We start from the raw sequence: 24432 nt of genomic DNA, 5'->3' as shown, positions 1-24432 counted from the left end.
GGTGACGAATGAGAAGCCTCGGCCCAGCGTTGCAACAGTCATGCGTGACGACGGCGAACCGCCGCGCTAATCTGCCCCGAAAGGCCATCAGAGCCGTGAGGAGCGTTCCATGTCCGACTTCGAGCACGTTTTCGAGCAGCCGCCGGAAGGCGCCGCCGCCGACTGGACCATCCCCCAGAATTGGGCGGCCTACACCGAGGTCGAACACCAGACCTGGAACACCCTATACGAGCGGCAGATGAAGATCCTGCCCGGTCGCGCCAGCGAGGCCTTCCTGCGCGGCCTGGACGCGCTCGACCTGAACGCGGGCGGCATCCCCGACTTCGACGTCATCAACCCCAAGCTTCAGGCCCTGACCGGCTGGACCGTGGTCTGCGTTCCCGGCCTGGTGCCGGACGAGGTCTTCTTCGACCACCTGGCCAACCGCCGCTTCGTCTCGGGCCAGTTCATCCGCAAGCCGGACCAACTGGACTACCTGCAGGAGCCGGACATCTTCCACGACGTGTTCGGCCACGTGCCCATGCTGACCGACCCCGACTTCGCCGCCTATATGGAGGCCTATGGCAAGGGCGGGCAGCGGGCGGCGTCGCTGGGCATGCTGCCGAATCTGGCGCGCCTGTACTGGTACACGGTCGAGTTCGGCCTGATGCGGGAGGCGGGCGGCCTTCGCATCTATGGCGCGGGCATCGTGTCGTCGGCGACCGAGAGCGTCTTCAGCCTGGAAGACCCCTCGCCGAACCGCCTGGGCTTCGACCTGGAGCGGGTGATGAAGACCCTGTACCGCATCGACGACTTCCAGCAGGTCTATTTCGTCATCGACAGCATCGAGGCGCTGAAGACGGTGACGCTGCAGGACTTCGGACCGGTCTATGAGCGGCTGAAGGGCGCCGAGGCCTTGCCGATCGAGACCATCCTGCCGACCGATCACGTCTTCACTCGCGGGACGCAGGCCTATGCGGCCAAGGGCGGGCGGTTCTCGGCCTGAGCGGCTCTCGGAAAAACAGAGTCCAATTCGTCTGAATCGTCTGAAATCTCCTTCGCGGCGCTGGCTGGGAGGAGATGATGGCGCGCGACGAAGGGCGGGCGCGCAAAAGCGTTCCGGACGCCCGCAAACCCCATGTTTTTCAGGGATCGCGACGTCGGATTAGGATGTTTGGCGATGCCCTGGCGTCGTCCTTCTCCCCTGGTGGGAGAAGGTGTCAGGCGTAAGCCTGACGGATGAGGGGTTGCGCCGTCCCTCACCGATCATCCGCGTCATTTACTGTCGCAAGACCCCTCATCCGACCCGCTGCGCGGCCCACCTTCTCCCACAAGGGGAGAAGGACCTAAGTGCGCTGGAACGGGTAGAAGCCGCCGCCCAGGTTCAGAATCTGCGTCAGTTCGTCGAGCGCGCCGCGCGTCTGGTCCAGCAGGGCGGGGTCGGCCAGGTCGCGGACGGTCAGGCTGTCGCGATACCAGCGGCGGCCCCAGTCGCTGAGGCGGGCGTGAAGCGCCTCGGTCAGGCGCATGGCCGGGTTGGTCGCCGCCAGTTCGGCCTCGGTCAGGACGACGCGCAGACGCAGGCAGGCGGGGCCGCCGCCGTTGCGCATCGACTGGCGCACGTCGACGTATTCGACATGGCCGATCGGCCCGTTGGAGGCGGCGAGGCTCTGCGCCACCGCATGACTGCGCGGGTTGTCGCGCGTTTCGGTCGGGCAGATCAGGGTCAGGCGGTCCTGGCCCGGAACCCGGATCAGCATGGAGTTGAACAGATAGGAGCTGATGGCGTCGGCCAGCGGCAGGTCGGCGGCCGAGACCTCGACGAACTGCGGCTCGAAACCGACGGCGGCGGCGCGGATGGCGGCCTTGGTCGCGTCCGTGTCCTCGAACGCCAGCTCATGGAAGAAGAGGGTGTCCAGGGCGCCGACGCAGACCACGTCGTTGTGGAAGGCGCCCCCCGTGATGGCGGCCTTGCCCTGACGCGCCAGGACGGCGCCGGACGCGCCATGGCGGCGCATGATCGCCTCGGACGCCTCGCGCGTCTGGCGGGCGGGGTAGGGGCCGTCCCAATGCTCCCAGGCCTCGCGGCCCCAGACCATCAGATTGACGCCCGCCTCGCCGTGGTCGCGGCACAGGCGGACGTGGTTGGCCGCGCCCTCGTCCGCCAGATGGGCGACGCAGGGCAGGGCGTCGTGGACGGCGAAGCGGCTGGCGTCGGGGAAGAGGGCGTCCAGCGCGCGCCTGGTCTGATCGTGCTCAAGGCTGCGGTGCAGGTTGGTGATCAGATTGGCGGGGGTGAAGTGGACGCGGCCGTCACGTGCGTCGGCGCTGGGCGTCACCGTGGCGGCGTTGGCGGCCCACATGGGCGAGGCCGAACAGGCGGCGGCGGCGAAGGAGGGGGCGTCCTTCCATGCGCGTTCCAGCACCTGGGCGTCGGAGCCCGAGAAGCCGAGGTCGCGCAGGAAGGGGATGTTCGGCCGCTCATGCGGGGGCAGGACGAACTGGGGCAGGCCCAGGTCGGCCAGGGTCTTCATCTTGTCGAGGCCCTGCAGCACGGCCGCGCGCGGGTTCGACGCCTCGCCCTTGTTCAGGCTGGAGGCGAGGTTGCCCGGCGACAGGCCCGCATAGGAGTGCGTCGGCCCGATCAGGCCGTCGGCGTTGGCTTCGATGGCGGTCATAATCAAACTCACGAGCCCTCCCCCTCGAGGGGGGAGGGTTGGGTGGGGGTGTTGGCAGGCGGCCTGGCGAAAGGGCGCAGGGGACGGGGCGGCGTCTCTTGCGTTACATCGTCTGGCGAGGCGGCTTCACCCCATCCCCCATCCCCTTCCCCCTCGAGGGGAAGGGGGGCTTTGAGGCGAATGGCGTGAGTGATTTCCGCGACGACGGCGTCGAGGTCGTCTGGGATGCGACGGCTGTCGATGCGAAGGACGCGGTAGCCCTCGCCAGCCAGCCATTCATCGCGCGCCAGATCGCGCAGGGCGACATCGGTGCGGTTGTGGACGCCGCCATCGACTTCGATCACCAGGCGGGCGCGCAGGCAGGCGAAGTCGACGACGTAAGGGCCGATCGGCGCTTGGCGCCGGATGCGGATGTCGAGCTTGCGAAGCCGCTCCCACAGCTTCGCCTCGCTCCAGGTCGGGAGGTTGCGAAGGCGCCGGGCGCGCACATGGGCGCCCGGCCTGATCCGTTCCTTCTTGTCGAACGGACCTGCTGAGATCATCCCCGCAAGCCCTTGATCTCGCTTTCGATATTCTTGACCGATCCGGCCTCGAAGCTGGCGACCGGGTAGGCGCAGTAGTCGGCGGCGTAATAGGCGCTGGGGCGGTGGTTGCCCGAGGCGCCCAGGCCGCCGAAGGGCATGTCGCCCGCCGCGCCCGTGGTCGGACGGTTGAAGTTCACCACGCCCGCGCGGATGCGGTTGATGAAGCGGTCCCAGAGCTTGGCGTCGTCGCTGACCAGACCGGCGGACAGGCCGTATTTGGTGGCGTTGGCGGCGGCGATGGCGGCGTCGAAGGTCGGCACGCGGATGACCTGCAGGAAGGGGGCGAACATCTCCTCGTCCTCGACGGCGACGCCGGTGACGTCGATGATCGCGGGCTTCACAAACGCGCCGGGAAGGTTGTCGACGGGGCCGGAGGCGCGGATGACCTTGGCGCCCGCGTCGATGCGCTGTTGCAGGGCCGCAAGGGCGGCGGTCGCCGCCTTTTCCGAGATCAACGGGCCGGCGTAGGGCTCAGGGTCGCTGTCCCACGGCGCGAAGGTCAGGCGGTCGGACAGGGCGGCGACGGCTTCGACGATGGCGTCTCCGGCCGCGCCTTCCGGCACGATCAGGCGGCGCGCGCAGGAGCAGCGCTGGCCGGTGGTGACGAAGGCGGACTGGACCACGATGCCGGCGACAGCTTCAGCGTCTGCGGCGTCCCAGACGACCAGCGGGTTGTTCCCGCCCAGCTCCAGCGCCAGGATGACGTGCGGGTCGTCGGCGAACTTGCGCCGGAAGTGCGCGCCCGCCGCGCCCGAGCCGGTGAACATCAGGGCGTCGATCGGCTGGTCCAGCAGGGCCGCGCCCGTGTCGCGCCCGCCCTGAACCAGGTTGAACACGCCCTGGGGCAGGTCGGCGGCCTCAAGGCATTCGGCCATCAACTGGCCGGTCAGGGGCGTTTCCTCGGACGGCTTGAACACGACCGTGTCGCCCGCCAGCAGGGCCGGGACGATGTGGCCGTTGGGCAGGTGGCCGGGGAAGTTGAACGGGCCGAGCACAGCCGAGACGCCGTGCGGGCGGTGGCGCAAGGTTGCGCGGCCGAAGGCGGTGTCGTTCGACCGTTCGCCGGTGCGCTCGTCATAGGCGCGGATGGAGATGTCGACCTTCCCCTGCATGGAGGCCAGTTCGGTCTTGGTCTCCCACAGGGCCTTGCCGGTCTCTCTGGCGATGGCCTCGGCCATTTCGGGGGCGCGCGCTTTCAGGACGGCCTGATAGCGCTTCACCGCGTCGATGCGATCACCTCGCGGGCGGTCGGCCCAGTCGGGGAAGGCGGCGCGGGCGGCCTCGACGGCGGCGCCGACCTGAGCTTGGGAGGCGGCTTCGCCTTCCCAGACGGTTTCGCCGGTGGCGGGGTTGGTGGAGGTGAAACGGGTCATATCAAGTCTCCCCTTCTCCCCTCGGGGGAGAAGGTGGGCGGCGGAGCCGCTCGGATGAGGGGGCGGGTGGAAATGGGCTTACGGTCAGCCAGTGTCGAGTGCGAGGCGAGCGTTCCCCTCATCCGTCTCGCTGCGCGAGCCACCTTCTCCCCCAAGGGGAGAAGGGAGAGGGCGGCAATGCTCATCACGACTTCACCCGCACCGTGGCGCCGTCCTTGATCTTCAGGGCTGCGGCGACGTCGGGGGTCATGCGGGCCAGGTCGCCGTCGATCAGGACGCGGGCGCGTACGGCGCGGAAGGCGGCGACGCTGTCGGTCGAGACGAGGGAGGGCAGGTCGACCTCGACCTCGTTCTCAATGCGGGCGGTCAGGACGCGGGCGTCGCGGACCGTGCGGATGTTGTCGCGGCCGCAGGCCACCGTCGGCCCGGCGTCGAAAATGTCGACCAGACCGTTGGGGCGGAAGCCTTCGCTTTCCAGCAGGGCCATGGCGGGCACGCCCTGCGGGTGGACCTTGCCGATCACGGCGCGGGCCGGTTCGGGCAGCAGGTCGATGTAGATGGGGTGGCGCGGGGCCAGGTCCAGGATGAACTGCTTGTCGGTCGAGCCGGTCATGCGGTCGGCGTCGTCGAAGTCCATCGGGAAGAACTTGTGCGCCACATGGTCCCAGAAGGGGCAGTAGCCGTCGGGCGTGAAGACGCCGCGCAGTTCGGCCAGCACATTGTCGGCGAACAGGTCCGGCTGGGCGCCGATCAGCATATAGCGCGACTGGCTGAGCAGGCGTCCGGCGCCGCCCTTGCGCCGGTCGGCCTTGAGGAACAGGGAGCCGACCTCGGTCCAGCCGGTGCACTCGTTGACCAGCACCAGCGTCTGATGGTTCAGCTTCACGTTCAGCGACGGCGACTGGACGGTGTTGTTGACCACGCGGAAGCTGAAGAAGGGCCGCTTCAGACCCACCGTCGCCTTGACCGAGCCGATGCCGTCGACATCGCCTGTGTCGCCGTCTTCCAACATCAGGGTGTACCAGGCCTCTTCGGGCGCGACCTTGCCCTCAAAGCTGGCCTTGCTGAGCTCCAGCCGCTCGCTCAGGACATCGGCGTCCTCGGGCAGGCTGGTGAAGCCGGGGCCGGACAGGATGGCCAGTTCGAGCAGGTGGTGAAGGTCGGCGGGGCCGGCGGGGCGAACAACGAGCATGCGGTTACATCGTCTCCAGTCGGAGCTGTTTCAGTTTGAGGGCGTCGATCTCGCCCGAGGCGATCTTGCACAGGATCAGGGCGGATAGCTGCGCCCGTTCGACGAAGCTGGCGGGCCAGGCGAACTCCTGATCCGAATGAATGTCGCCGCCGACGACGCCCAGGGTGTCGACGTTGGGCAGGCCCGCAGCGTGCAGGTTGTTGCCTTCGCAGACGCCGCCCGACGGTTTCCAGGCGATGGTCTGGCCCAGCAGTTCGCCTGCGTCGCGCACGGCGTGGAACAGGGCGGTCTGCGACGCGTCCATCGGCTTGGGCGCGCGGGTCATGCCGCCGTGCAGGTCCAGCGTCAGCCCGGGGAAGGGCGGCTCGGCTGTGATGGCGCGCACCGTCTGGTCGATCCAGGCGGCGGCTTGCGCGTCCGGCACGCGGACGTTGAAGCGGACCACGGCGTTGTCGGCCACGACGTTCAGGGGGCCGCCGCCGGCGATCTTAGCGACATTGACGGTGACGCCCTCGCGCTGGCCGTTGAGGGCGTGCAGGCGGGCGGCGATGATGGCGGCGCCCGCGACGGCGTTGGCGCCCTCGTGGAAGGCGCGGCCCGCATGGGCGGCCTTGCCGGTGACGATCAGGTGGAAGTTGCCGCTGCCCTTGCGCTCGCCCGCCAGGGTTCCGTCCGACAGGGCGGGCTCATAGGTCAGGCCGACGTGGCCGCGCGCGCCCAGCTCAGCCAGCAGGGGGGCCGAAGCGGGCGAGCCGATCTCTTCGTCCGGTGACAGCAGCACGGTCCAGCCGACGCGGGCCTTGTCAGGATGGGTCTCGAAGGCTTCCAGCGCCGCCAGCATGACGCTGATCCCGCCCTTCATATCGGCGATGCCGGGGCCGTTCAGGGCGCCGTCGTCGCGCGTGACGACGCGCTGGAAGGCGCTGTCGGCGGGGAAGACGGTGTCATAGTGGCCGGTCAGCACGACCTGAAGCGGCGCCTCGGGCCGGGCGGTGATCTTCAAGCAATCGGCATAGCTCTCGGCGATCACCGCGCCGCTGTCGGCGACGGTGGTGGAGCCCTGGGTCGGGACGCGCTCGACCGTCGCCGCCGCGCCGAACGCCGCGCGCGCTGTGGCGTCCAGAACGTCGAGAACCCGCGCCAGCCCTTCGGCGTGACGGCTGCCTGAGTTGATGTCGGACCAGTCTATGGCGCGTTGAACAATGGCGTCGCCACGGGCCGCGACGTGGTCCAGCACGGCCTGATCCTGAGGTTCGATCCGCATGGCGGCGACCCTAGACGGGGCGAGGAAAAAGGTGAAGGCGGGGCGATATCTCTCTCACGCACTTGGGATTTCGGCGCCCGGCGGGATAGTTTCGCCGCCTCAGTCAGGGAGTCGCGCATGAACCGTCGGATCGCACCGCCCCAACCCTTCGCCCCGGTCGATTCGGCCGAGACGGCGGCGGCGCTGGCGCGCGGCAGCGCCATCGCCTTTTGGATCTGGGGCGCGGTCGGCTTGATGCAGGCGGGGCTGGTCTGGTTTCTGGCTACGCCCGAGCATGAGGCCATGCGCGGGACGACGGCAGGCTTCGCGGTCGTCTTCGCCGCCATCGCCTTTGGCTTGGGATGGGTGCAATGGCGCCGTCCGAACCGGCTGCTGCCGGGCTTCGGCATGGTGTGGGCCATCTATGAACTCAGCGCCCTGTTGGTCAGCCTGATGGTCGGCGCGCCGCTGGGCGCGGCGGGCCTGCCGGGTTGGAGCTTCGGCGTGGCGGGGGCGGCGATGGTCCTGTGCCTGCTGCTGCACATCGGCGGCCTGCGCGGGGCGACGGCGCTGGCGAAAGACGGCCCCACGGCCTAGGTCCAAAGCACAGACAGGAGTTCGCCCATGACCGTCACCCTCTATCACAACCCGAAATGCTCGACCTCGCGCAAGGCGCTGGAGCTGCTGCGCGACCGGGGCATCGAGCCGACGGTGGTCGAGTATCTGAAGACCGGCTGGGACGCCGAGACGCTGAACCGTCTGGCGCGCGGGACGGGTGGGGGGCTGAAGGGCCTGCTGCGCAAGAAGGAGGCGAAGGCCGCCGAGCTTCTGGCCGCTGAGGCGGATGAGGCGACGATCCTGGGCGCGATGATCGAAAGCCCGATCTTGGTCGAACGTCCGATCGTGGAGACGCCTAAGGGCGCAGCGATCGGGCGGCCGGTGGAGGCAGTGCTGAAGGTGCTTTAGGGGCGTGCGGGCTTCTGAGCTTCAGATTCCCGCGCTTGCGCTCGAAGATGGGATTCAATGGCTTCTGTCGCTTCTGCGGGGACTTCGGCGCGAGCTTGGACAGATTGTTGGACGCCTGCGACCTTGCCCGCCTCAACAGGCGTCGCCACCTTTACACTGACTCCATGACGGGGCTCGGAGCAGGCCGATATGAGCACCAAGGTCGTTAAGGCTGCTGCACGCTTCATCTTCGCCTCCGTTTGATAACGTGACTCTTTCAAGCGAGCCTTGGTCCGTCGAGTGAAGATTTCTTCATGTGACAGGTAAATTGACCCTTTCGTGCTTCGATGCCAGACCCTGGCCGTCTGTCACGCTTGGAGTTCGCCCATGACCCGCACCCTGTATGGCATCAAGGCCTGCGACACGATGAAGAAGGCGCGCGTCTGGCTGGATCAGAACGGCGTGGACTATGACTTCCATGACTATAAGGCCGCAGGGGCAAATCGCGCCGAGGTGGAGCGGTGGGTGGCCGAGCATGGCTGGGAGAAGGTGCTGAACCGGGCGGGCACGACCTTCCGCAAGCTGCCCGACGCCGACAAGGCCGATATCGACGCGGCCAAGGCGGTGGACCTGATGCTGGCCCAGCCGTCGATGATCAAGCGGCCGGTGCTGGATCTGGGCGACGGGCGGACGCTGCTGGGCTTCAAGCCGGACATCTACGCCGAGGCGCTGAAGCGCTGAGACGCGGCTGGGGCTCAGTCCTCGACGACGGCGTCGGGGCGGTCGCGGCCATCGGCGCGTTCGGTGATCCATTGGCCCGAGGCGTCTTCATACTCGATCCAGGAGGTGCGGTCCGGCACGCGCTGTTCGCGCGCCGCCGCCGAGGCCGACGCCAGCGCCGCCGCATGGCTGGGGAAGGTCTCGGAATAGCTGTCGCCCAGTTGATAGGCCCAGCCGCCGTCGTGCTGCACGATGCGATAGGTGATGTTCATTCGGCGCCTCCGAAGGGTCTAGCGACACCGTTGAACGCGGCCCGGAGCGTGTCGAGTCACGCTGTGGTGACGCATTACGAAGAGTTCATGCGCGGGGCTGCATCCGTAGGCCATCATCGCCGCCTCTTGTGATCAGAAGGCCGCCGTATCAGGCTCGGCCGAACAGGGATCCAAAAGGTCGACATCATGGACAATGAAATCCTCATCCCTCTCACGTTGTTTGCGATGATCGCCGCCATTGTCATTGTGCCGACGTGGCTCAAGAGCAAGGAACGGCGAGAGATGCAGGCCACGTTGCGCGCTTCGATTGAAAAAGGTCAGTCTTTGCCGCCGGAGGTGATTGAAGCCATCAGCAAGGAGAACGTGAAGCCGCCCGCCACGGCGATGCGCGATCTGCGGACGGGGGTGATCCTGCTGTCGGTGGCGATCGGCATCGGCCTGATGGGCTATATGATCAGCTTCAAGGCCGGCGACGCCTTCTATCCCATCGCGGGCGGGGCGGCGATTCCGGGCATGATCGGTCTGGCCTTCATCATCCTGAGCATCTTCAACAAGAACAGGGGCTAAGGCGGATCGGGGCAGGGATGCCGTCATGGCTAAACCTTTACGCGATCTGCACGATGTCGAGCTGGCCGGGCTGGCGGCTGCGGGCGGCCGCCGCGAGTTCGGCGAGCTGGTTCGTCGGCACGGCTCGACGGTGCGGGGCCTGCTGCGCCGCATGGGCGCCCAGCCGGCGCTGGCCGACGACGTGGCGCAGGACGCCTTTCTGCTCGCGTTCGAGAAATGCGCCGAGTTCAGGGGCGAGGGCACCTTCGCCGCCTGGATCAAGCGCATCGCCGCGCGCCTGTACCTAAAGCGTATCTCGAAGGAGGCGCGGTATGTGGCTGAAACGGAAACAGAAGACGCCGCACCCGCGGTCGACAGCGCCGGCCGCGTCGATCTGGACGAGGCGCTCAAAGGGCTCAGCGAGGCTGAACGCCTGTGCGTCTCCCTGTGCCATGGCGCGGGGCTGTCGCACCCGGAAATCGCCGCGGCCATGAATTTGCCGCTTGGAACGGTGAAATCTCATGTCAAGCGTGGTCTGGATAAACTTCGGGCCCGGCTCCAGCCGGGGCCGGTTGCACTCGGGAGCGCATCCCATGTCGGCTGATGAATTCGACCCTGCGATCGAGCGCCTGTTCGCCCAGGCGCCGCAGTTCCCCGATTCGGTCTTCTTTGAAGCCGATGTGGCGGCGCGACTGAACAAGGCGTCGCGGTTCCGCTCGATGGCCCTGTCCGTGGCGGGGCTGGCGGGCGGCGTCATCGCCGTGCGCGAACTGCTGAACGTCAACTTCCATCTGGGCCCGGAAGGCTTCGCCGCCGAGGCCGCCGCCGGGTCGCTCGATTCGGCCGGCGCTCAGGGCGGGGTGGCGATTCAATCGCTGCTGGAGCGGTCCGGACTGGGCGATGCGGCGCTAAGCGCGATGGGCTCAATGGGCGGGATGCAGTTGTTCTGGGCCACGGCCGGGGTGCTGGTCGCCCTGCTGGCGGCGGGGGCGGTGAAGCTGTCGCAACAGATCTGAGCGCCGTTTTCCCGCCCCAGTCCCGGCTTAGGGCTGGAAAAAGCCGTTTCGCGCCCAATGCCTGCGTTGCGGCGATGACGCCGAACCTCTAGGGTCGCGGCGTTTTTAATGTTCGGCCTTGGCTGCATTTTTTGGGGCGACGCTTCGTGGTTGATGTCTTCGAACAAGTCGAGGAGGAGCTTCGCTCCGAACGCTATCGGCGTCTGGCCCGCACCTGGCTGCCCGTTCTGGGCGGCGTTCTGGCGGTCGCCCTGGTCGCGGCCCTGGCCTGGTGGGGCTGGCAGTCCTATGTGACCTCGCAGGCCGACAAGGCCTCGGCCGCCTATGAAAAGGGCGTCGAAGCCCTGCAGTCGGGCAAGTCGGCCGAAGCCGACGCCGCCTTCGCCGAGGCCGCCAAGGCCGGGGGCGGCTATAAGGTCCTGGCCCTGATGCAACAGGGCGGACTGGCGCTGGCCGACAAGAAGACGACCGAGGCCGTCGCCCTGTTCGACGAAGCCGCCAAGGCGACGCGCGATCCGATCCTGTCGGACATGGCCGCGCTGAAGGCCGCCTTCCTGGTCATGGACACCGGTTCGCTGGAAGACGTGCAGAAGCGTCTGGAGCCGCTGGCCGGCGACAAGCGCCCGCTGCAACCGTTCGCCCAGGAGGCGCTGGCGATGGCGCAGCTGCAGCACGGCAAGACCGCCGAGGCGCGTCAGGCCTTCGTTCAGCTGCAACTGGGACAGGACGTGCCCGACCCGGTGCGTCAGCGCGCCCAGGCCGCCGTTCAGGCGATCGACACCGGCACGGCGGCCAGCCTGCCCGCCATCGTCAAGGCTGCTGCGGCCCTGCCGACGCCCGCCGCGACGGCGGCTCCTGCGGTCGCGGCCGACGCCGCTCCCGCCGCTGCGGCCCCGGCCGCTCGCCCTTGATTTGACGCCTTCGGGATGATTCGCATGAACAAAACCCTGAAAGTCGCTCTGCTGTGCGGCCTGGCGATGACCGTCGCCTCCTGCGGCACCGTTCGCAAGGTCCTGCCGTTCGGCCTGGGCGGCGACAAGGAGCCGGTGGCAACCGCCAGCGAAGGCCAACGGATCTCCATTCTTGAGTTCGAACAGCAGCTGACGCCGTCGGCCGCTCTGTCGGGCCGCGATTTCTTCCTGCCGGGACCCCAGGCGGCCACCAGCTGGAGCCAGCCGGGCGGCAACGCCGAGAACGCCGTCGAGCACGTCATCGCCGCGCCGGACTTCGCCGTCGCCTGGCGGCGCGACATCGGCGCCGGATCGGGGCGGACCAATCAGGTGATGTCGCCGGTCGTCGCCGACGGCGGCAAGATTTTCGTGCTAGACGGCGAGGCGGGCGTGACGGCCGTTGACGCCGGCACCGGCCAGGTGGCCTGGAAGGCCAGCGTCAAGGTCGATGAGGCCGACCGCGGTCGCCGCATCCTGGGCGTCGGCTTCGGCGGCGGCGCAGGCGGCGGCGGTTTCGGCGGCGGGCTGGCCGTCAGCGACGGCAAGGTCTTCGTCTCGTCCGGCTATCGCGTCATGACTGCGTTCGACGCCAATACGGGCGCCGAGCTGTGGCGCACCTCGGTGGATCTGCCGATCCACGGTGCGCCGACGGTGTCGGGGCAGCGGGTCTATGTCGTCGACGTCGACAACCAGTTGATGGCCTTCAACGTGGCCAACGGCCAGCAGGACTGGTCCTATCGCGGCATCACCGAGCCGGCCCGCATCATGCGCGCCTCCAGCCCGGCGGTCAGCGGCGGTACGGTGGTGGCGCCCTTCTCCTCGGGTCAGATCGTGGCCCTGCAGGCCTCGAACGGCCAGCCGGTGTGGGAGCAGGTGCTGTCGCGCACCAGCCGCACCAGCGCCCTGTCGGAACTGCGCGACATCGCCGGTCGCCCGGTGGTCAGCCGCGGCCAGGTCTACGCCGTCAGCCAGTCGGGCGTGCTGCAGTCGATGGATCTGCGCAGCGGCCAGCCGAAGTGGTCCCTGCCGGTGGCGGGCGTGAACCAGCCCCTGCCGGTCGGCGACGTGCTCTATGTGGTGTCCAAGTCGGGCGAGCTGACCGTGGTCAACCGCGAGACGGGGCAGGTCTACTGGACCCGCGACCTGAACGAAGGCCGCGTGCGCAAGGAAGGCGGCTTCCTGGGCTTCGGCAAGCGCACCGTGCGTCCGGTCTGGTCGGGTCCGATCATGGCGTCCAACCGTCTGGTTCTGGTCAACTCGGACGGCGAGGCGGTGGCCTTTGATCCGAAGACGGGCGCGCAGACCGCCAGCCTGAAGCTGGGTTCGGCCGCCTATATCGCCCCGGCCGCCTATAACGGCGCGCTTTACGTTCTGACCGACAAGGGTCAGTTGGTCAGCATCCGCTGACCTTTCCCTCGATTTAAGCTAGAAGGCCGACATGGCTCTGAAGGTCGCCATCGTCGGCCGCCCCAATGTGGGCAAGTCGACACTGTTCAACCGCCTCGTCGGCAAGCGCCTTGCGCTGGTCGATGATCGCCCCGGCGTGACCCGCGACCGCCGCTACGCCGACGGCGTGATCGGCGACATGGATCTGACCCTGATCGACACGGCGGGGTATGAGGACGTCACCGACGAAAGCCTGGAAGCCCGGATGCGCGAGCAGACCGAGGCGGCGATCGACGACGCGGACCTGATCCTGTTCATGATGGACGCGCGCGAAGGCGTGACCTCGCTGGACCGCATCTTCGCCGATCGCCTGCGCAAGGTGCACAAGCCGATCATCCTGCTGGCCAACAAGTCCGAAAGCCGCGAGAGCGGCGGCGGCGTGGGCGAGGCGCACGGCCTGGGCTTCGGCGAGCCGGTGCCGATCTCGGCCGAGCACGGCGAGGGCATGGCTGATCTGTATCAGGCGATTCTGGCGGCCTCGGCGGACATCTTCATCGAGGAAGTCGACGAGCCCGAAAAGCCGATCCGCATCGCCGTGATCGGCCGCCCGAACGCGGGCAAGTCGACCCTGATCAACCGCCTGATCGGCGACGACCGCTTGCTGACCGGGCCGGAAGCAGGGATCACGCGCGACTCCATCTCGGTGGACTGGGTCTGGGAAGGCCGCAACATCCGCCTGATCGACACCGCCGGGATGCGCCGCAAGGCCCGCGTCCAGGAGAAGCTGGAAAAGCTGTCGGTCGCCGACACCATCCGCGCCATCACCTTCGCCGAGGTGGTGATCATGGTGATGGACAAGGACGACGCCTTCGACACCCAGGACCTGCAGCTGGCCGATCTGGTCGAGCGGGAAGGGCGGGCGCTGGTCTATGTCGCCGCCAAATGGGACCTGGAAGAAGAGCCCCAGTCGCGCCTGGCCGAGCTGAAGCGTCTGGCCGACGAAAAGCTGCCGCAGCTGCGCGGCTCGCCGTTTGTCGCCCTGTCCTCGTTCAATGGGCGCGGCGTCGAGCGCCTGATGCCCGCCGTGCTTCAGGCCTATGACACCTGGTCGGTCAAGGTGAAGACCAAGGACCTCAACGACTGGCTGTCCCTGGCGACGCAGAGGCACCCGCCGCCCGCCGTGGACGGCAAGCGCATCAAGCCCAAATACATCGCCCAGACCAAGGCCCGTCCTCCGACGTTCGTCATGATGGCCAGCCGGGCCGAGGCGATGCCGGACCACTACAAGCGCTATCTGGTCAACTCGATCCGCGAGAGCTTCGACCTACAGGGCACGCCCATCCGCCTGAACGTCAAGTCGGGCTCGGCCAACCCCTATGCCGCGGGCGGCGCCAAGTCGGGGCCGGAACGCTTCAAGGGCGACGCCAAAACGGCGCCGCGTCGGGTCATCAAGGCCGAGAAGGCCGAGAAGCTGTCCAACCTGCCCGGCAAGGCGCTGGAGCAGAAGGCCAAGGCCGGCATCAAGCCCAAGGTGAAGCCGCTGGGCGGGCTGAAGGCCAGCGCGTCCAAGAAATCGGGCTCCAACGCCTTCATCGGCAAGGGCGCCCGGGGCGGCGCGCGGCAAGTGTCACGCTCGGGCCGCGTCCGTACGGGCCAGAAGGGCGGCGCCAAGCGCTAAGGCGCCGCTTCTTTCATGCGGGCGTCGCCAGGTCGGCGCCTGCAGGGTTGCGACGCGGTCCTGTGTCGATGAGGCGCGGGCTATGCGGCGGCCGCCAGCCGCTATTCGATACGCAAACGTAAGCTGGCTGGGTCAGAGGGGCTGATACAGGGCTGACGCCCTGTTGAGGCCGTAACAGGCTACCTGCGCTATAGCCGTCTTGGCGCGTTCGGGGCCTCGGGCTCGTCGCCGAGGGCCAGCTTGAGCGCGATGGCGACGACGACCACCCAGCGCAGCTCATGCCAGTTCATGGCGATGCTCTCGGTCATCATGGTGATGGTGTAGGAGGTCATCATCGGCAGGACCAGCCATCCCGCCGGGCTGGTATAGGCCGCCCAGAAGGACTGAGCCCAGATCTGCAGCAGGAAGAGGGCGAACAGGATGACGCCGCCCAGCCCCAGGGCGATGTAGAGCTCCAGCCAGCCGCTGTGGGCGTCGGCGGGAATGAAGTGGGCCTGATAGCCGATCCATGCCTTGGGGCCGGTGAAGCTGGGATCGTCCCACACCGCGCCATAGCCGAAGCCGCGCCACGGATGCTCGGACATCTGCTGCATGATGCCGGACCAGATCTCGGTCCGGCCGGTCAGGGTGGCGTCCTTGCCCAGGAGGGCGAAGAACGTGTCCGTCTCCGTCGCGATCAGCAGACCCGCCCCGATCACCACCACGACCGCCAGCCAGGTGGCGATGACGGCCCGCAGCGGGCCGGACTTCACGATCGCCACGAAGCCGATGGCGGCCATCGACAGGAACAGCACCACCAGGGCGGTTTTCGATGTCGACAGGAAGATGAGCAGGACAGGCAGGAGGGCCAAGCCGAACCAGAGCTTGCGTCGTTCCGGCGCCATCATGCCCGCGGCGATCATGAAGACGGTCGACTTCACCATGACGTTGCCGAGCGAGTTCTTTTCCAGCCACAGGCCGCGCCAGGCGCCGGGGAACAGTTCCTGCATCCGGCCCATGTCGGGCAGCAACATGCCCAACAGGAAGGAAATCACCGCCAGCACCGCCAGCGTCCCGGCGATGATCTCGGTCAGGCTTTTCCAGCTCCAGCGCGACGCCAGCGCCACCCCGGCCAGAGTGGTGAAGACCAGAGCCGGAATGCGCCGCGCCGTCAGGTACGGCATGATCGACCAGAAATAGGTCGCCGCCGTGAGCAGCAGCAGGGCGATCAGCAGCGGCGAGCGCAGCATCCCCTTCAACGCACGGCCGGGGCGCATGCAGACCAGCACCAAGGCCAGCAGATAGGCCGGATAGTAGAAGTTGCGCAGGAAGTCGGCCGAGCGCGCGCCATAGCCCGTCAGCGGGGCGCTCCAGAAGCCGACGTAGGTCAGGACCAGTCCGATCGAGGCGATGACCGCCACGATGTCGGCCAGAGGGGCGGCGCGCGCCAGCGGCAGCGCCGGGCGCTTCGCCGCCGAGGGCGGGATCACCTGTTCGTCTGCGCCCGCCTCCCTGAACATGGTGTCGTCAGATCAGCGCGTCCGCCGACAGACCCTGCTTCCATTCCTTGAAGCTGACGGTCAGGGGCGGGGTGAAGTCGGGGCGGGCCAGTTCGACGACCAGGGGGCCGATCTCCGAAGGATGAGGCAGGGTTTCGGGATCTTCGCCCGGAAAGGCCTGGGCGCGCAACTGGGTCCGCATCCGGCCCGGATCGACGATGCAGGCGCGAACCGGGGTGCTCTCGATCTCGTCCGCCCAGCATTTGACCAGGGCCTCGGCGCCTGCCTTGGTCGCGGCGTACATGCCCCAGAAGGCGCGCGGGTGGCTGGCGACGCTGGTGGTCAGGTGGATGGCGCGCCCCGCGTCCGAGGCGCGCAACAGAGGCTCCAGCGAGCGGATCAAGCGATAGACGCCGGTGAAGTTGATCTTCTCGACCTTGGCGAACTCGCGCGGCTCGGCGTGGGCGACCGGCGTCAGGCCCGACGGGCCCATGGTGGCGGCGGCCTGAACCCAGATGTCCAGTTTGCCGAACCGCTCGAACAGGGCGCCGCCGAGACGGTCGATGGCGCCGCCATCCACCAGGTCGAAGGGGACCAGGCTGGCGTGCTGGCCGGTGGCGGCGAAGATCTCGTCGTCCAGCTCCTCAAGCGCGCCCTGGGTGCGGGCGGCGGCGATGACGTGGGCGCCGGCCTTGGCCAGGGCTAGGGCGGCCTCGCGGCCGATGCCGCGCGAGGCGCCGACGACCAGGGCGACGCGATTGGCGAGGGGGAGGGAAGCGTTCTCGGACATGGCCCGCTGATAGCGCGGCAGGCCGTCCGGCGAAAGGCTCAGTAGCCTGGCGCGGGCTGCCACAGGCTGAAGCTGACGCCCTGGTCGTCGCTGACGACCGCGGACAGGCCGGACGGGCTTTCGGCCGGCACGGCGGCGCGGCCGCCCAGTTCGACCACCCGGGCGCAGGCCGCCTCTATGTCGTCGACGCGGAAATAGAGGTTGGGGAAGGCCTTGTGCTCGCCCTTGGTGAGGCCGAACGGCGGGGTCCCCTCCGCCACATGGGCGTAGGTCGGGCTGGACGAGGCGTCGTCGAAGCGCCAGCCGAACAGGCCCGCATAGAAGGCGCGGGCCTTGTCGACGTCAGGGGTGTCGAGCGTGAAGTAGCCGAGCTGGATCATCCAGCCTTAAGCGGTCACCAGCAGAGAAAGTTGCTTCCCGCGCGGATCGCGGCCGCCTTCCTCGATCTCACGGTCCAGCAGGCGGGTCGGATAGTCGCCGGTGAAGTAGTGGTCGGTGAACTGCGGGTTGGCGGGATCGCGCGGCCCGGCGCCCAGGGCGTCGTACAGGCCGTCGATGGACAGGAAGCCGAGGGAATCGACCTCCAGCACCGCGCGCATCTCTTCCATGCTGTGGGTGGCGGCCATCAGTTGCGACCGCTCGGGCATGTCGATGCCGTAGAAGTCGGGATAGAGGATCTGCGGGCTGGCGGAGCGCAGGTGCACCTCCTTGGCACCCGCCGCGCGCACGGCGCGGACCAGTTTCAGCGAGGTGGTGCCGCGCACGATGGAATCGTCGATCAGCACGACGCGCTTGCCTTCCAGGGCGGCGCGGTTGGGGCTGTGCTTCATCCGCACGCCCTTCTGACGGGCGCCCTGGCTGGGCTGGATGAAGGTGCGGCCCAGATAGTGGCTGCGGATGATGCCCATCTCATAGGGCAGGCCGCTTTCCTGGGCATAGCCGAGAGCGGCGGGAACGCCGGAATCGGGCACCGGCACCACGACGTCGGCCTCGACCACGTGTTCGCGGGCCAGGCGACGGCCCATCTCCTTGCGGACCTCATAGACGGCGCGGCCGTTCACGACCGAGTCGGGGCGGGCGAAATAGACGTATTCGAACAGGCAGGGACGGGCGGCGCGGGCGGCGAAGGGCTTGATCGAGGTCAGGCCGTCATCGTCGATGACCACGACCTCGCCGTGCTCAACGTCGCGCACGAAGGTGGCGCCGATCAGGTCCAGCGCGCAGGTTTCGGACGCCAGCACCCAGGCCTCGCCGACCTTGCCCAGCACCAGCGGGCGGATGCCAAGCGGGTCGCGCGCGCCGATCAGCTTCAGCCGCGTCTGAGCGATCAGGGCGTAACCGCCCTCGATGCGGCTGAGGGCGTCGATGAAGCGGTCGACAATCTTGGCCTTCCGGCTGCGGGCGATCAGGTGGAGGATGGCCTCGGAGTCCGAGGTCGACTGGAAGATCGCGCCTTCCTGCACAAGTTGCGCGTGCAAGTATTTGAAATTGGTCAGGTTGCCATTGTGGGCGATGGCGATGCCGCCCTGGTCCAGATCGGCGAACATCGGCTGGATGTTGCGCAGGAAGCTGCCGCCTGCGGTCGAGTAACGGGTGTGGCCGATGGCGGCCGTGCCGGGCAGGCGCTTGCTCAGCTCGGCGTTGCCAAAGGCTTCGCCAACCAGACCCTGATGCCGCTCGGTATAGAAGAGTTCGTCGTGGACGCTGGCGATGCCGCAGGCTTCCTGGCCGCGATGCTGCAGGGCGTGCAGGCCCAGGGCGACGATGGACGAGGCTTCGTTTTTCGGCGCCCCCCAGACCCCGCAGACGCCGCATTCCAGACGAAGCTGGTCGTCCTCCGGCTCACGCCAATGCTCACGGTGAACGACGGGTTCGGCGATATGGTGGCGCATCGTCAGGCTCCGATGACCGGGGGAAGATAACTCAATGGGCGGCGACGCGCACGTAGTCTGCGAATGCGTCGGGGGCAAGGCTTAAGGGGTGGAAAACCCTTCGCGGACGGAAGAACCGACCACGGGGGTGAGGGCGTCGGCGCCCTTTCCGAGGGTAGGCAAAACGATCTGGATGGCGCGCGCGGCGCCTTCGCTGACGGGGGCGGTCGCGGCCTCGGAGAGCCAGCGCGGCGGATTGTCCTGCATGGCGCCCATGATGATCAGGTGCACGGCGCCGATCAGTCCCAGGGCGCGAACCAGACCGACGCCTAGGCCCAGCGTCTGGTCCAGCACGCCCAGCGCATGGCCGCGCGCGCCTTGAGAAATGGCTGAACCGATAAAGCGCAGGCCGAAATAGAGGAGGACGAAGACCAGACCCACGGCCAGCACAGATCCGGCCCAGTCGGGATCGACCAGAGAACGTCCGACCGGCGCCGTCCACGGCAGGGTGATCAGCGCCAGCAGCGCCGCCAGCAGGAAGCTGAACAGAGACGTGATCTCGCGCATGCCGCCGCGGAACCATCCGGCGGCGCCCGAGGCCAGCAGGGCCAGGATCACGAAGACGTCGTAGCCGGTCACGCGCGCTGTGGGCCTCAAGGAGGATGGGGAACGCGCCTTAGTAGCGGTTCTGGGAGATTCGCTCGACCGCATCAGTCAGGCGGGTGACGACGGTCAGGGCGACATCGCCCTTCTTCACCTTGCCGTTGGCTTGTGGCGGGGCGAGGGCGCGCTCGAAGCCCAGCTTCTGGGCTTCGCGCAGGCGGGCCTCGGCGCGGCCGACGGCGCGAACCTCGCCGGACAGGCCGATCTCGCCGAAGACGACGCAGCCCTGCGGCAGGGGCATGTCGAGGGCGGAGGAGATCAGGGCGGCGGCGGCGGCCAGATCGGCGGCGGGTTCGTTGATCCGCATCCCCCCCGCGACGTTCAGATAGACGTCCTTGTCGCCGAACCCGAGGCCGCAGCGCGCCTCCAGCACCGCCAGCAGCATGGCCAGGCGGCCGGAGTCCCAGCCGACGACGGCGCGTCTTGGCGTGCCGTATGCAGAAGGGGCGACAAGGGCCTGTATTTCCACCAGAACAGGGCGCGACCCCTCGATGCCGGCGAAGACGGCGGCGCCGGGCGCCCGGTCCTTGCCTTCGCCCAGAAACAGGGCCGAGGGATTGGGCACTTCGCGCAGGCCGGCGTCGCCCATCTCGAACACGCCGATCTCGTCGGTGGCGCCGAAACGGTTCTTGCCCGCGCGCAGGATGCGGAACGGATAGCCGCGCTCGCCCTCGAAGCTGAGCACGGCGTCGACCATGTGCTCGACCACGCGCGGCCCGGCGATCTGGCCGTCCTTGGTGACGTGGCCGACCAGGACGATGGCCGGGCCGCCGTTCTTGGCCAGCCGCACCAGTTCGGCGGCGCAGGCGCGCACCTGGGTGATGGAGCCCGGCCCGGCGTCGTGCGCGTCGCTCCACAGCGTCTGGATGGAATCGATGATGACGATGTCGAACGGATCGCGCTTCAGCGTCGTCAGGATGTCGCGCAGCGCCGTGGCGGAGGCCAGCGACACCTCGGCGTCGGCCACGCCCATGCGCTTGGCGCGGGCGCGGATCTGCTCGATCGCTTCTTCGCCCGAGATATAGGCGACCTTGGCGCCGTTGCGGGCGGCCTTGGCCGTGACTTCCAGCAGCAGGGTCGACTTGCCGACGCCCGGGTCGCCGCCCAGCAGGATGGCCGAGCCGGGCACCACGCCGCCGCCGCAGACGCGGTCGAACTCGGTCACGCCGGTGACGATGCGCGGCGGCTCAGGCGTGTCGGATTGCAGCGTCTCGAACTGCACCCCGCGCCCGCGCGCGGTCGAGGCGGGCTTCATGGCGCCCGGCGGGGCGGCCTTGTTTTCCTCGACCAGCGCATTCCACTCGCCGCAGGCCGAGCATTGCCCCGCCCATTTGGAATGAACCGCCCCGCAGGATTTGCAGACGAAGAGAAGAGAGTCGCGCGCCATGTGTCAGACCTAGCAGATCAGACGGCCGAGGGCAGGCGGGTTGGACCACGCTGCGTCCCAATTTGTCATAGGGCGACGGCGGGGTTGCGCTGGCGTCCACAGGGCCGTCATTCTGCCATGATACGGCCGTGATCCGACTCAACGCCTGGAAGGCACATCGAATGACCCTGGAAAATCCCCCCGCCGTCGATCCGTCGCTTGTCGCGCGGGTCAAATACATCCTGACCCGGCCCAAGTTCGAATGGCCGGTGATCGACGCTGAGAGCGCCACCATCAAGGGGCTGTTCACGAACTACGCCGTCATCCTGGCGGCTATTCCGGCGGTGGCGACCGTCGTGGGCCAGATCGCCTTCGGTCATCGCGGTCTGGTCGGGCCGGCGCTGGCGGGCGCGCTCAGCTATGTGCTGAGCCTGATCAGCGTCTACATCCTGGGCATGATCATCGACGCCCTGGCGCCGACCTTCGGCGGGACCAAGAACCCGGTGAAGGCGATGCAGGTCGCTGTCTATTCCATGACGCCCATGTGGGTGGCGGGCGTGCTGAACATCATCCCGACGCTGGGCTGGCTGGCGCTCCTGATCGGCCTTTACGGCTTCTACCTGATGTATCTGGGCCTGCCGGTGCTGATGAAAACGACGGTCGAGAAAGCGCTGGGCTACACCATCGTCGTGGTCGTGGCGGCCATCATCCTGTGGGCGATCGTCTGGTCGCTGGTCGCGGCGGTGATCGCCAGCTTCGCCATCGTCGGCCTGGGCGCCGCCGCTTTCGCGCTGAGCTGAGTCAGAGAGAGGGCTGGGGCGGTGCGCCTCAGCCCTTGTAGACGCGCGGCACGCGCGGCGTGATCGAGGTCAGCAACTCATAGCTGATGGTCCCGGCCGTCGCGGCCGCGTCGTCGATCAGGCGGTTGGCGCCGTAGATCTCGACCGGATCGCCCGCCGTGACGTCCAGGCCGGTCACGTCGACGGCCAGCACGTCCATCGACACCCGGCCGATGATCGGCCGCATCTCGCCTGCGATGAAGACCTGTCCCTTGGGGCTGTAGGACCGCAGTACGCCGTCGGCGTAGCCGGCGCCGCAGGTCGCCACGCGCGTGGGCCTTTCCGCCTTGTAACCCTGCGAATAGCCGACCGTTTCGCCTGCCGGCACGTCGCGCACCTGCACCGCCTGGGCGATCAGGCTGGCGACGGGGGCGATCTTCTCGTGCGGGCGGCCTTCCGGCCCGCCGCCGTACAGGCAGATGCCCGGCCGCACCACGTCGAAGGCGAAGTCTGGGCCCAGGAAGCAGCCGCCCGAGTTGGCGAAGGAGCGCGTCACGCCGGGATAGCGCTGGACCGCCGCGGCGAAGGCGTCGCGCTGGTCGCGGTTCAGCGGGTTCGACGGCTCGTCGGCGCAGGCCAGGTGGGTCATCACCAGCTCCAGCCCCTGGAACGGTTCGGGCGCGTCCTCGACGCGGAAGCCCAGCCGGTTCATGCCGGTGTCCAGTTGCAGGGCGCAGGCGCCGCCGCCCGCCGCCTGCCAGGTCTGAAGCTGGGTCGGGTGGTTGATGACGGGCCGCAGGTTCGAGGCCTTGAGCAGGGCGGCCCCATCGCCGTGGCAGCCGTCCAGAATGTAGATGACCGGCTCGGGCCCGATGGCCTCGCGCAGACGCACGCCCTCGGCCGCGCGAGCGACGAAGAAGGTGCGCGCGCCCTCGGCCATTAGTCGACGCGCCACGGCGGCGGCGCCCAAGCCGTAGCCGTCGGCCTTCACGACCGGATTGACGGGACGGCCGGTCACGGTTTCGAGCGTGCGATAGTTGCGGGCGAGCGCGTCCAGATCGACGTTGAGGACGGCGGGAGCAAGGGCGGGGGAGGTCATGAAAAGGGTTATAGGCCGCTGCTCAGGCGGCGCTACCGGGTTTTGCTTCAAGGCTTTCACATCGTCATCCTCGGGCTTGACCCGAGGATCGGGCTGTCCGCCTGCGCGACATTGGAAAAGGCCGAGCGCGCCCTGCGCTCGATCCTCGGGTCAAGCCCGAGGATGACGGAGATTGGGGGGGCGAGATGGCGCGCGTAGGGGCGAGGGGCGACGCCTCGCCCTACTCCGGAATATCCGCATAGGCGCCGCCGTAGCGGCCGTCGTGGGCCAGGTTGCCGAAGCGGGTCGTGTTGGAATCGAACGCCAACTTGACGATGCCGATGGGGCCGTGGCGCTGCTTGCCGATGACCACCTCGGCCTGGTGCTGCAGGCGGTCCATGTCTTCCTGCCACTTCAGGTGTTCTTCGGTGCCCTCGCGCGGCTCGGCGCGGCCCAGGTAGTAGCTTTCGCGGTACACGAACATGACGCAGTCGGCGTCCTGCTCGATCGAGCCCGATTCCCGCAGGTCGGACAGTTGCGGGCGCTTGTCCTCGCGCTGTTCGACCTGACGCGATAGCTGCGACAGGGCGATGATGGGGACGTTCAACTCCTTGGCCAGCGCCTTCAGGCCGCCGGTGATCTCGGAAACTTCCTGCACCCGGTTCTTCTGGCCGCCGCTGTCGCCAGTGGTGACGAGCTGGAGGTAGTCGACCACGATCAGGTCCAGACCGTTTTCCATCCGCTTCAGCCGGCGCGCGCGCGCCGCCAGCTTGGAGATGGACAGGCCGCCGGTGGCGTCGATGTAGAGCGGGCTTTCGCCGATCTCGATGGCGGCGTCGCGAATCTTGCCGAAGTCCGAGGCGTCGATCTCGCCCTTACGCAGCTTGTCCGAGGACACGCCCGACGCATCGGCCAGGATACGCATGGCCAGCTGTTCGGCGCTCATTTCCAGCGAGTAGAAGGCGACGACGCCGCCGTCGACGGTCTTGCGCCCGCCGTCCGGCGTCGGCTCCCAGCGATAGTTGCGCGCCACGTTGAAGGCGATGTTGGTCGCCAGCGCCGTCTTGCCCATCGACGGACGGCCCGCGAGGATCAGAAGGTCGGAGGGGTGCAGGCCGCCCAGCTTCTGGTCCAGGTCGTCCAGACGGGTGGCCAGGCCCGCCAGCTTGCCCTCGCGCTGATAGGCCTCGCCCGCCATTTCGACGGCGCCCGACAGCGCCTGCGAGAAGGACACGAAGCCCGACGACGGCTTGCCCGTCTCGGCCAGGGAATAGAGAGTCTGTTCGGCCTGTTCGATCTGTTCGTCGGCGGGCGTCTCGGGGTTGGGCGCCTCCTTGATGATCTCGCCGCCGATGCGGATCAACTCGCGGCGCAAGGCCAGATCATAGACGACGCGAGCGTAGTCGGGGGCGTTGGCCGCGGGCGGGGCGCGGTCCACCAGGTCGGCGAGATAGCGCAGGCCGCCGAACTCCTGGAAAGCCGGGTCCTGCTTGAACCGCTCCATCAGGATGGTCGGCTCGGCCAGCAGGCCCTGCCGGATGTGGTCCTCGATCGCGTCGAACAGGCGCTGGTGGAAGGGCTCGTAGAAATGGCTGCCGCGCAGTCGGTCCGACACGCGCTCGAACACGGCGTTGTCGAACATCAGCGAGCCCAACAGGGCCTGCTCCGCCTCCAGGTTGTGGGGCATGGACGACACCTGCACGGGGTCGTGGGCGGAATCATAGGGCAGGGGAGCGAACGCGTTCATCGACATCATCAATAGCCATAGGCGCGCCCTGCGTCAGACACGGGCGCGGTCGTGGTCGTGGACAGTCGCCTGCGCCTGTGGACGGGCGCGGAAAACCG

Annotated in this window: 25 protein-coding genes; 11 read left to right on the top strand and 14 right to left on the bottom strand. The window is 68.1% G+C overall.

Annotated elements, in window-relative coordinates; genetic code table 11:
* Positions 1–109 precede the first annotated feature (109 nt).
* Positions 110–985 (top strand): phenylalanine 4-monooxygenase, encoded by an 876-nt coding sequence (phhA, locus tag ACLBV5_RS03255; protein WP_447604787.1) that lies wholly within the window; start codon positions 110–112, stop codon positions 983–985.
* Between the two features lie 340 nt (positions 986–1325).
* Here the strand turns inward: phhA and astB are convergent, their stop codons facing one another.
* The 5 genes from astB to ACLBV5_RS03230 form a co-directional block, all read right to left on the bottom strand.
* The gene (gene astB, locus ACLBV5_RS03250; protein ID WP_447604922.1) at positions 1326–2660 is read right to left on the bottom strand and encodes an N-succinylarginine dihydrolase; all 1335 of its coding nucleotides are present in this window, start codon (positions 2658–2660) and stop codon (positions 1326–1328) included.
* A 5-nt stretch (positions 2661–2665) separates the two neighbouring features.
* Positions 2666–3199, bottom strand: a complete 534-nt coding sequence (locus ACLBV5_RS03245) for an endonuclease domain-containing protein (RefSeq protein ID WP_313632300.1) — start codon at positions 3197–3199, stop codon at positions 2666–2668.
* Positions 3196–4614, bottom strand: coding sequence for a succinylglutamate-semialdehyde dehydrogenase (astD, locus tag ACLBV5_RS03240; RefSeq protein ID WP_447604786.1), 1419 nt, complete (start codon positions 4612–4614; stop codon positions 3196–3198). The genes ACLBV5_RS03245 and astD overlap by 4 nt, the downstream gene beginning before the upstream one ends.
* A gap of 184 nt (positions 4615–4798) precedes the next feature.
* On the bottom strand, positions 4799–5806 hold the full coding sequence (locus tag ACLBV5_RS03235) for an arginine N-succinyltransferase (protein ID WP_447604785.1): 1008 nt from the start codon (positions 5804–5806) through the stop codon (positions 4799–4801).
* 4 nt (positions 5807–5810) lie between these two features.
* Entirely contained in the window at positions 5811–7070 is a 1260-nt protein-coding gene (locus tag ACLBV5_RS03230; protein ID WP_447604784.1) for a hydrolase, read from the bottom strand.
* Between the two features lie 117 nt (positions 7071–7187).
* On the opposite strand from ACLBV5_RS03230, the gene ACLBV5_RS03225 reads away from it, so the two are divergent.
* The 3 genes from ACLBV5_RS03225 (at position 7188) to ACLBV5_RS03215 (ending at position 8735) form a co-directional block, all read left to right on the top strand.
* Positions 7188–7646 carry a hypothetical protein gene (locus ACLBV5_RS03225; RefSeq protein WP_313632307.1) on the top strand — a complete coding sequence of 153 codons (459 nt, stop codon included), beginning with the start codon at positions 7188–7190 and terminating at the stop codon, positions 7644–7646.
* A 27-nt stretch (positions 7647–7673) separates the two neighbouring features.
* The gene (gene arsC, locus ACLBV5_RS03220; RefSeq protein ID WP_313632309.1) at positions 7674–8015 is read left to right on the top strand and encodes an arsenate reductase (glutaredoxin); all 342 of its coding nucleotides are present in this window, start codon (positions 7674–7676) and stop codon (positions 8013–8015) included.
* A gap of 366 nt (positions 8016–8381) precedes the next feature.
* Positions 8382–8735, top strand: a complete 354-nt coding sequence (locus tag ACLBV5_RS03215) for an ArsC family reductase (protein ID WP_025976685.1) — start codon at positions 8382–8384, stop codon at positions 8733–8735.
* A gap of 14 nt (positions 8736–8749) precedes the next feature.
* Here ACLBV5_RS03215 and ACLBV5_RS03210 read toward each other — a convergent pair whose 3' ends face one another.
* Positions 8750–8986, bottom strand: coding sequence for a DUF2188 domain-containing protein (locus ACLBV5_RS03210; protein WP_025976686.1), 237 nt, complete (start codon positions 8984–8986; stop codon positions 8750–8752).
* Positions 8987–9172: 186 nt separating this feature from the next.
* Between ACLBV5_RS03210 and ACLBV5_RS03205 the strand changes: the two genes are divergently transcribed.
* The 6 genes from ACLBV5_RS03205 to der all read left to right on the top strand — a co-directional run bounded on the left by ACLBV5_RS03205 (position 9173) and on the right by der (position 14562).
* Positions 9173–9553: a DUF6249 domain-containing protein gene (locus ACLBV5_RS03205; RefSeq protein ID WP_025976687.1), complete on the top strand. Its 381-nt coding sequence runs from the start codon at positions 9173–9175 to the stop codon at positions 9551–9553.
* 25 nt (positions 9554–9578) lie between these two features.
* Positions 9579–10136 carry an RNA polymerase sigma factor gene (locus ACLBV5_RS03200; RefSeq protein ID WP_025976688.1) on the top strand — a complete coding sequence of 186 codons (558 nt, stop codon included), beginning with the start codon at positions 9579–9581 and terminating at the stop codon, positions 10134–10136.
* On the top strand, positions 10126–10548 hold the full coding sequence (locus ACLBV5_RS03195; RefSeq protein ID WP_303706068.1) for a hypothetical protein: 423 nt from the start codon (positions 10126–10128) through the stop codon (positions 10546–10548). The genes ACLBV5_RS03200 and ACLBV5_RS03195 overlap by 11 nt, the downstream gene beginning before the upstream one ends.
* Positions 10549–10694: 146 nt before the next feature.
* A complete protein-coding gene (locus ACLBV5_RS03190; protein WP_134580428.1) occupies positions 10695–11459 on the top strand; it encodes a tetratricopeptide repeat protein in 765 nt (254 codons plus the stop codon).
* 24 nt (positions 11460–11483) lie between these two features.
* Positions 11484–12905, top strand: a complete 1422-nt coding sequence (locus ACLBV5_RS03185; protein WP_025976691.1) for a PQQ-like beta-propeller repeat protein — start codon at positions 11484–11486, stop codon at positions 12903–12905.
* A gap of 31 nt (positions 12906–12936) precedes the next feature.
* Entirely contained in the window at positions 12937–14562 is a 1626-nt protein-coding gene (gene der / locus ACLBV5_RS03180) for a ribosome biogenesis GTPase Der (RefSeq protein WP_447604783.1), read from the top strand.
* Positions 14563–14750: 188 nt separating this feature from the next.
* On the opposite strand, the gene ACLBV5_RS03175 is transcribed toward der, so the two are convergent.
* The 6 genes from ACLBV5_RS03175 to radA form a co-directional block, all read right to left on the bottom strand.
* Positions 14751–16061, bottom strand: coding sequence for an O-antigen ligase family protein (locus ACLBV5_RS03175; protein WP_447604782.1), 1311 nt, complete (start codon positions 16059–16061; stop codon positions 14751–14753).
* A 7-nt stretch (positions 16062–16068) separates the two neighbouring features.
* Positions 16069–16830, bottom strand: a complete 762-nt coding sequence (locus ACLBV5_RS03170; RefSeq protein WP_253120204.1) for an SDR family NAD(P)-dependent oxidoreductase — start codon at positions 16828–16830, stop codon at positions 16069–16071.
* 38 nt (positions 16831–16868) lie between these two features.
* A complete protein-coding gene (locus ACLBV5_RS03165; protein ID WP_025976695.1) occupies positions 16869–17210 on the bottom strand; it encodes a VOC family protein in 342 nt (113 codons plus the stop codon).
* 6 nt (positions 17211–17216) lie between these two features.
* Positions 17217–18722, bottom strand: coding sequence for an amidophosphoribosyltransferase (purF, locus tag ACLBV5_RS03160; RefSeq protein ID WP_025976696.1), 1506 nt, complete (start codon positions 18720–18722; stop codon positions 17217–17219).
* Positions 18723–18803: 81 nt separating this feature from the next.
* On the bottom strand, positions 18804–19340 hold the full coding sequence (locus ACLBV5_RS03155; RefSeq protein WP_447604781.1) for a CvpA family protein: 537 nt from the start codon (positions 19338–19340) through the stop codon (positions 18804–18806).
* 37 nt (positions 19341–19377) lie between these two features.
* Positions 19378–20751: a DNA repair protein RadA gene (gene radA, locus ACLBV5_RS03150; protein ID WP_447604780.1), complete on the bottom strand. Its 1374-nt coding sequence runs from the start codon at positions 20749–20751 to the stop codon at positions 19378–19380.
* Between the two features lie 161 nt (positions 20752–20912).
* Here radA and ACLBV5_RS03145 point away from each other — a divergent pair, with 161 nt between their 5' ends.
* Positions 20913–21530, top strand: coding sequence for a Yip1 family protein (locus tag ACLBV5_RS03145; protein ID WP_447604779.1), 618 nt, complete (start codon positions 20913–20915; stop codon positions 21528–21530).
* Positions 21531–21558: 28 nt separating this feature from the next.
* Here ACLBV5_RS03145 and alr read toward each other — a convergent pair whose 3' ends face one another.
* Positions 21559–22608, bottom strand: coding sequence for an alanine racemase (alr, locus tag ACLBV5_RS03140; RefSeq protein ID WP_447604778.1), 1050 nt, complete (start codon positions 22606–22608; stop codon positions 21559–21561).
* 220 nt (positions 22609–22828) lie between these two features.
* A complete protein-coding gene (locus tag ACLBV5_RS03135; protein WP_447604777.1) occupies positions 22829–24334 on the bottom strand; it encodes a replicative DNA helicase in 1506 nt (501 codons plus the stop codon).
* Between the last annotated feature and the right edge of the window lie 98 nt (positions 24335–24432).

The organism is Brevundimonas sp. M1A4_2e, assembly GCF_053345555.1.
This window is presented reverse-complemented; position numbering and strand designations above follow the sequence as displayed.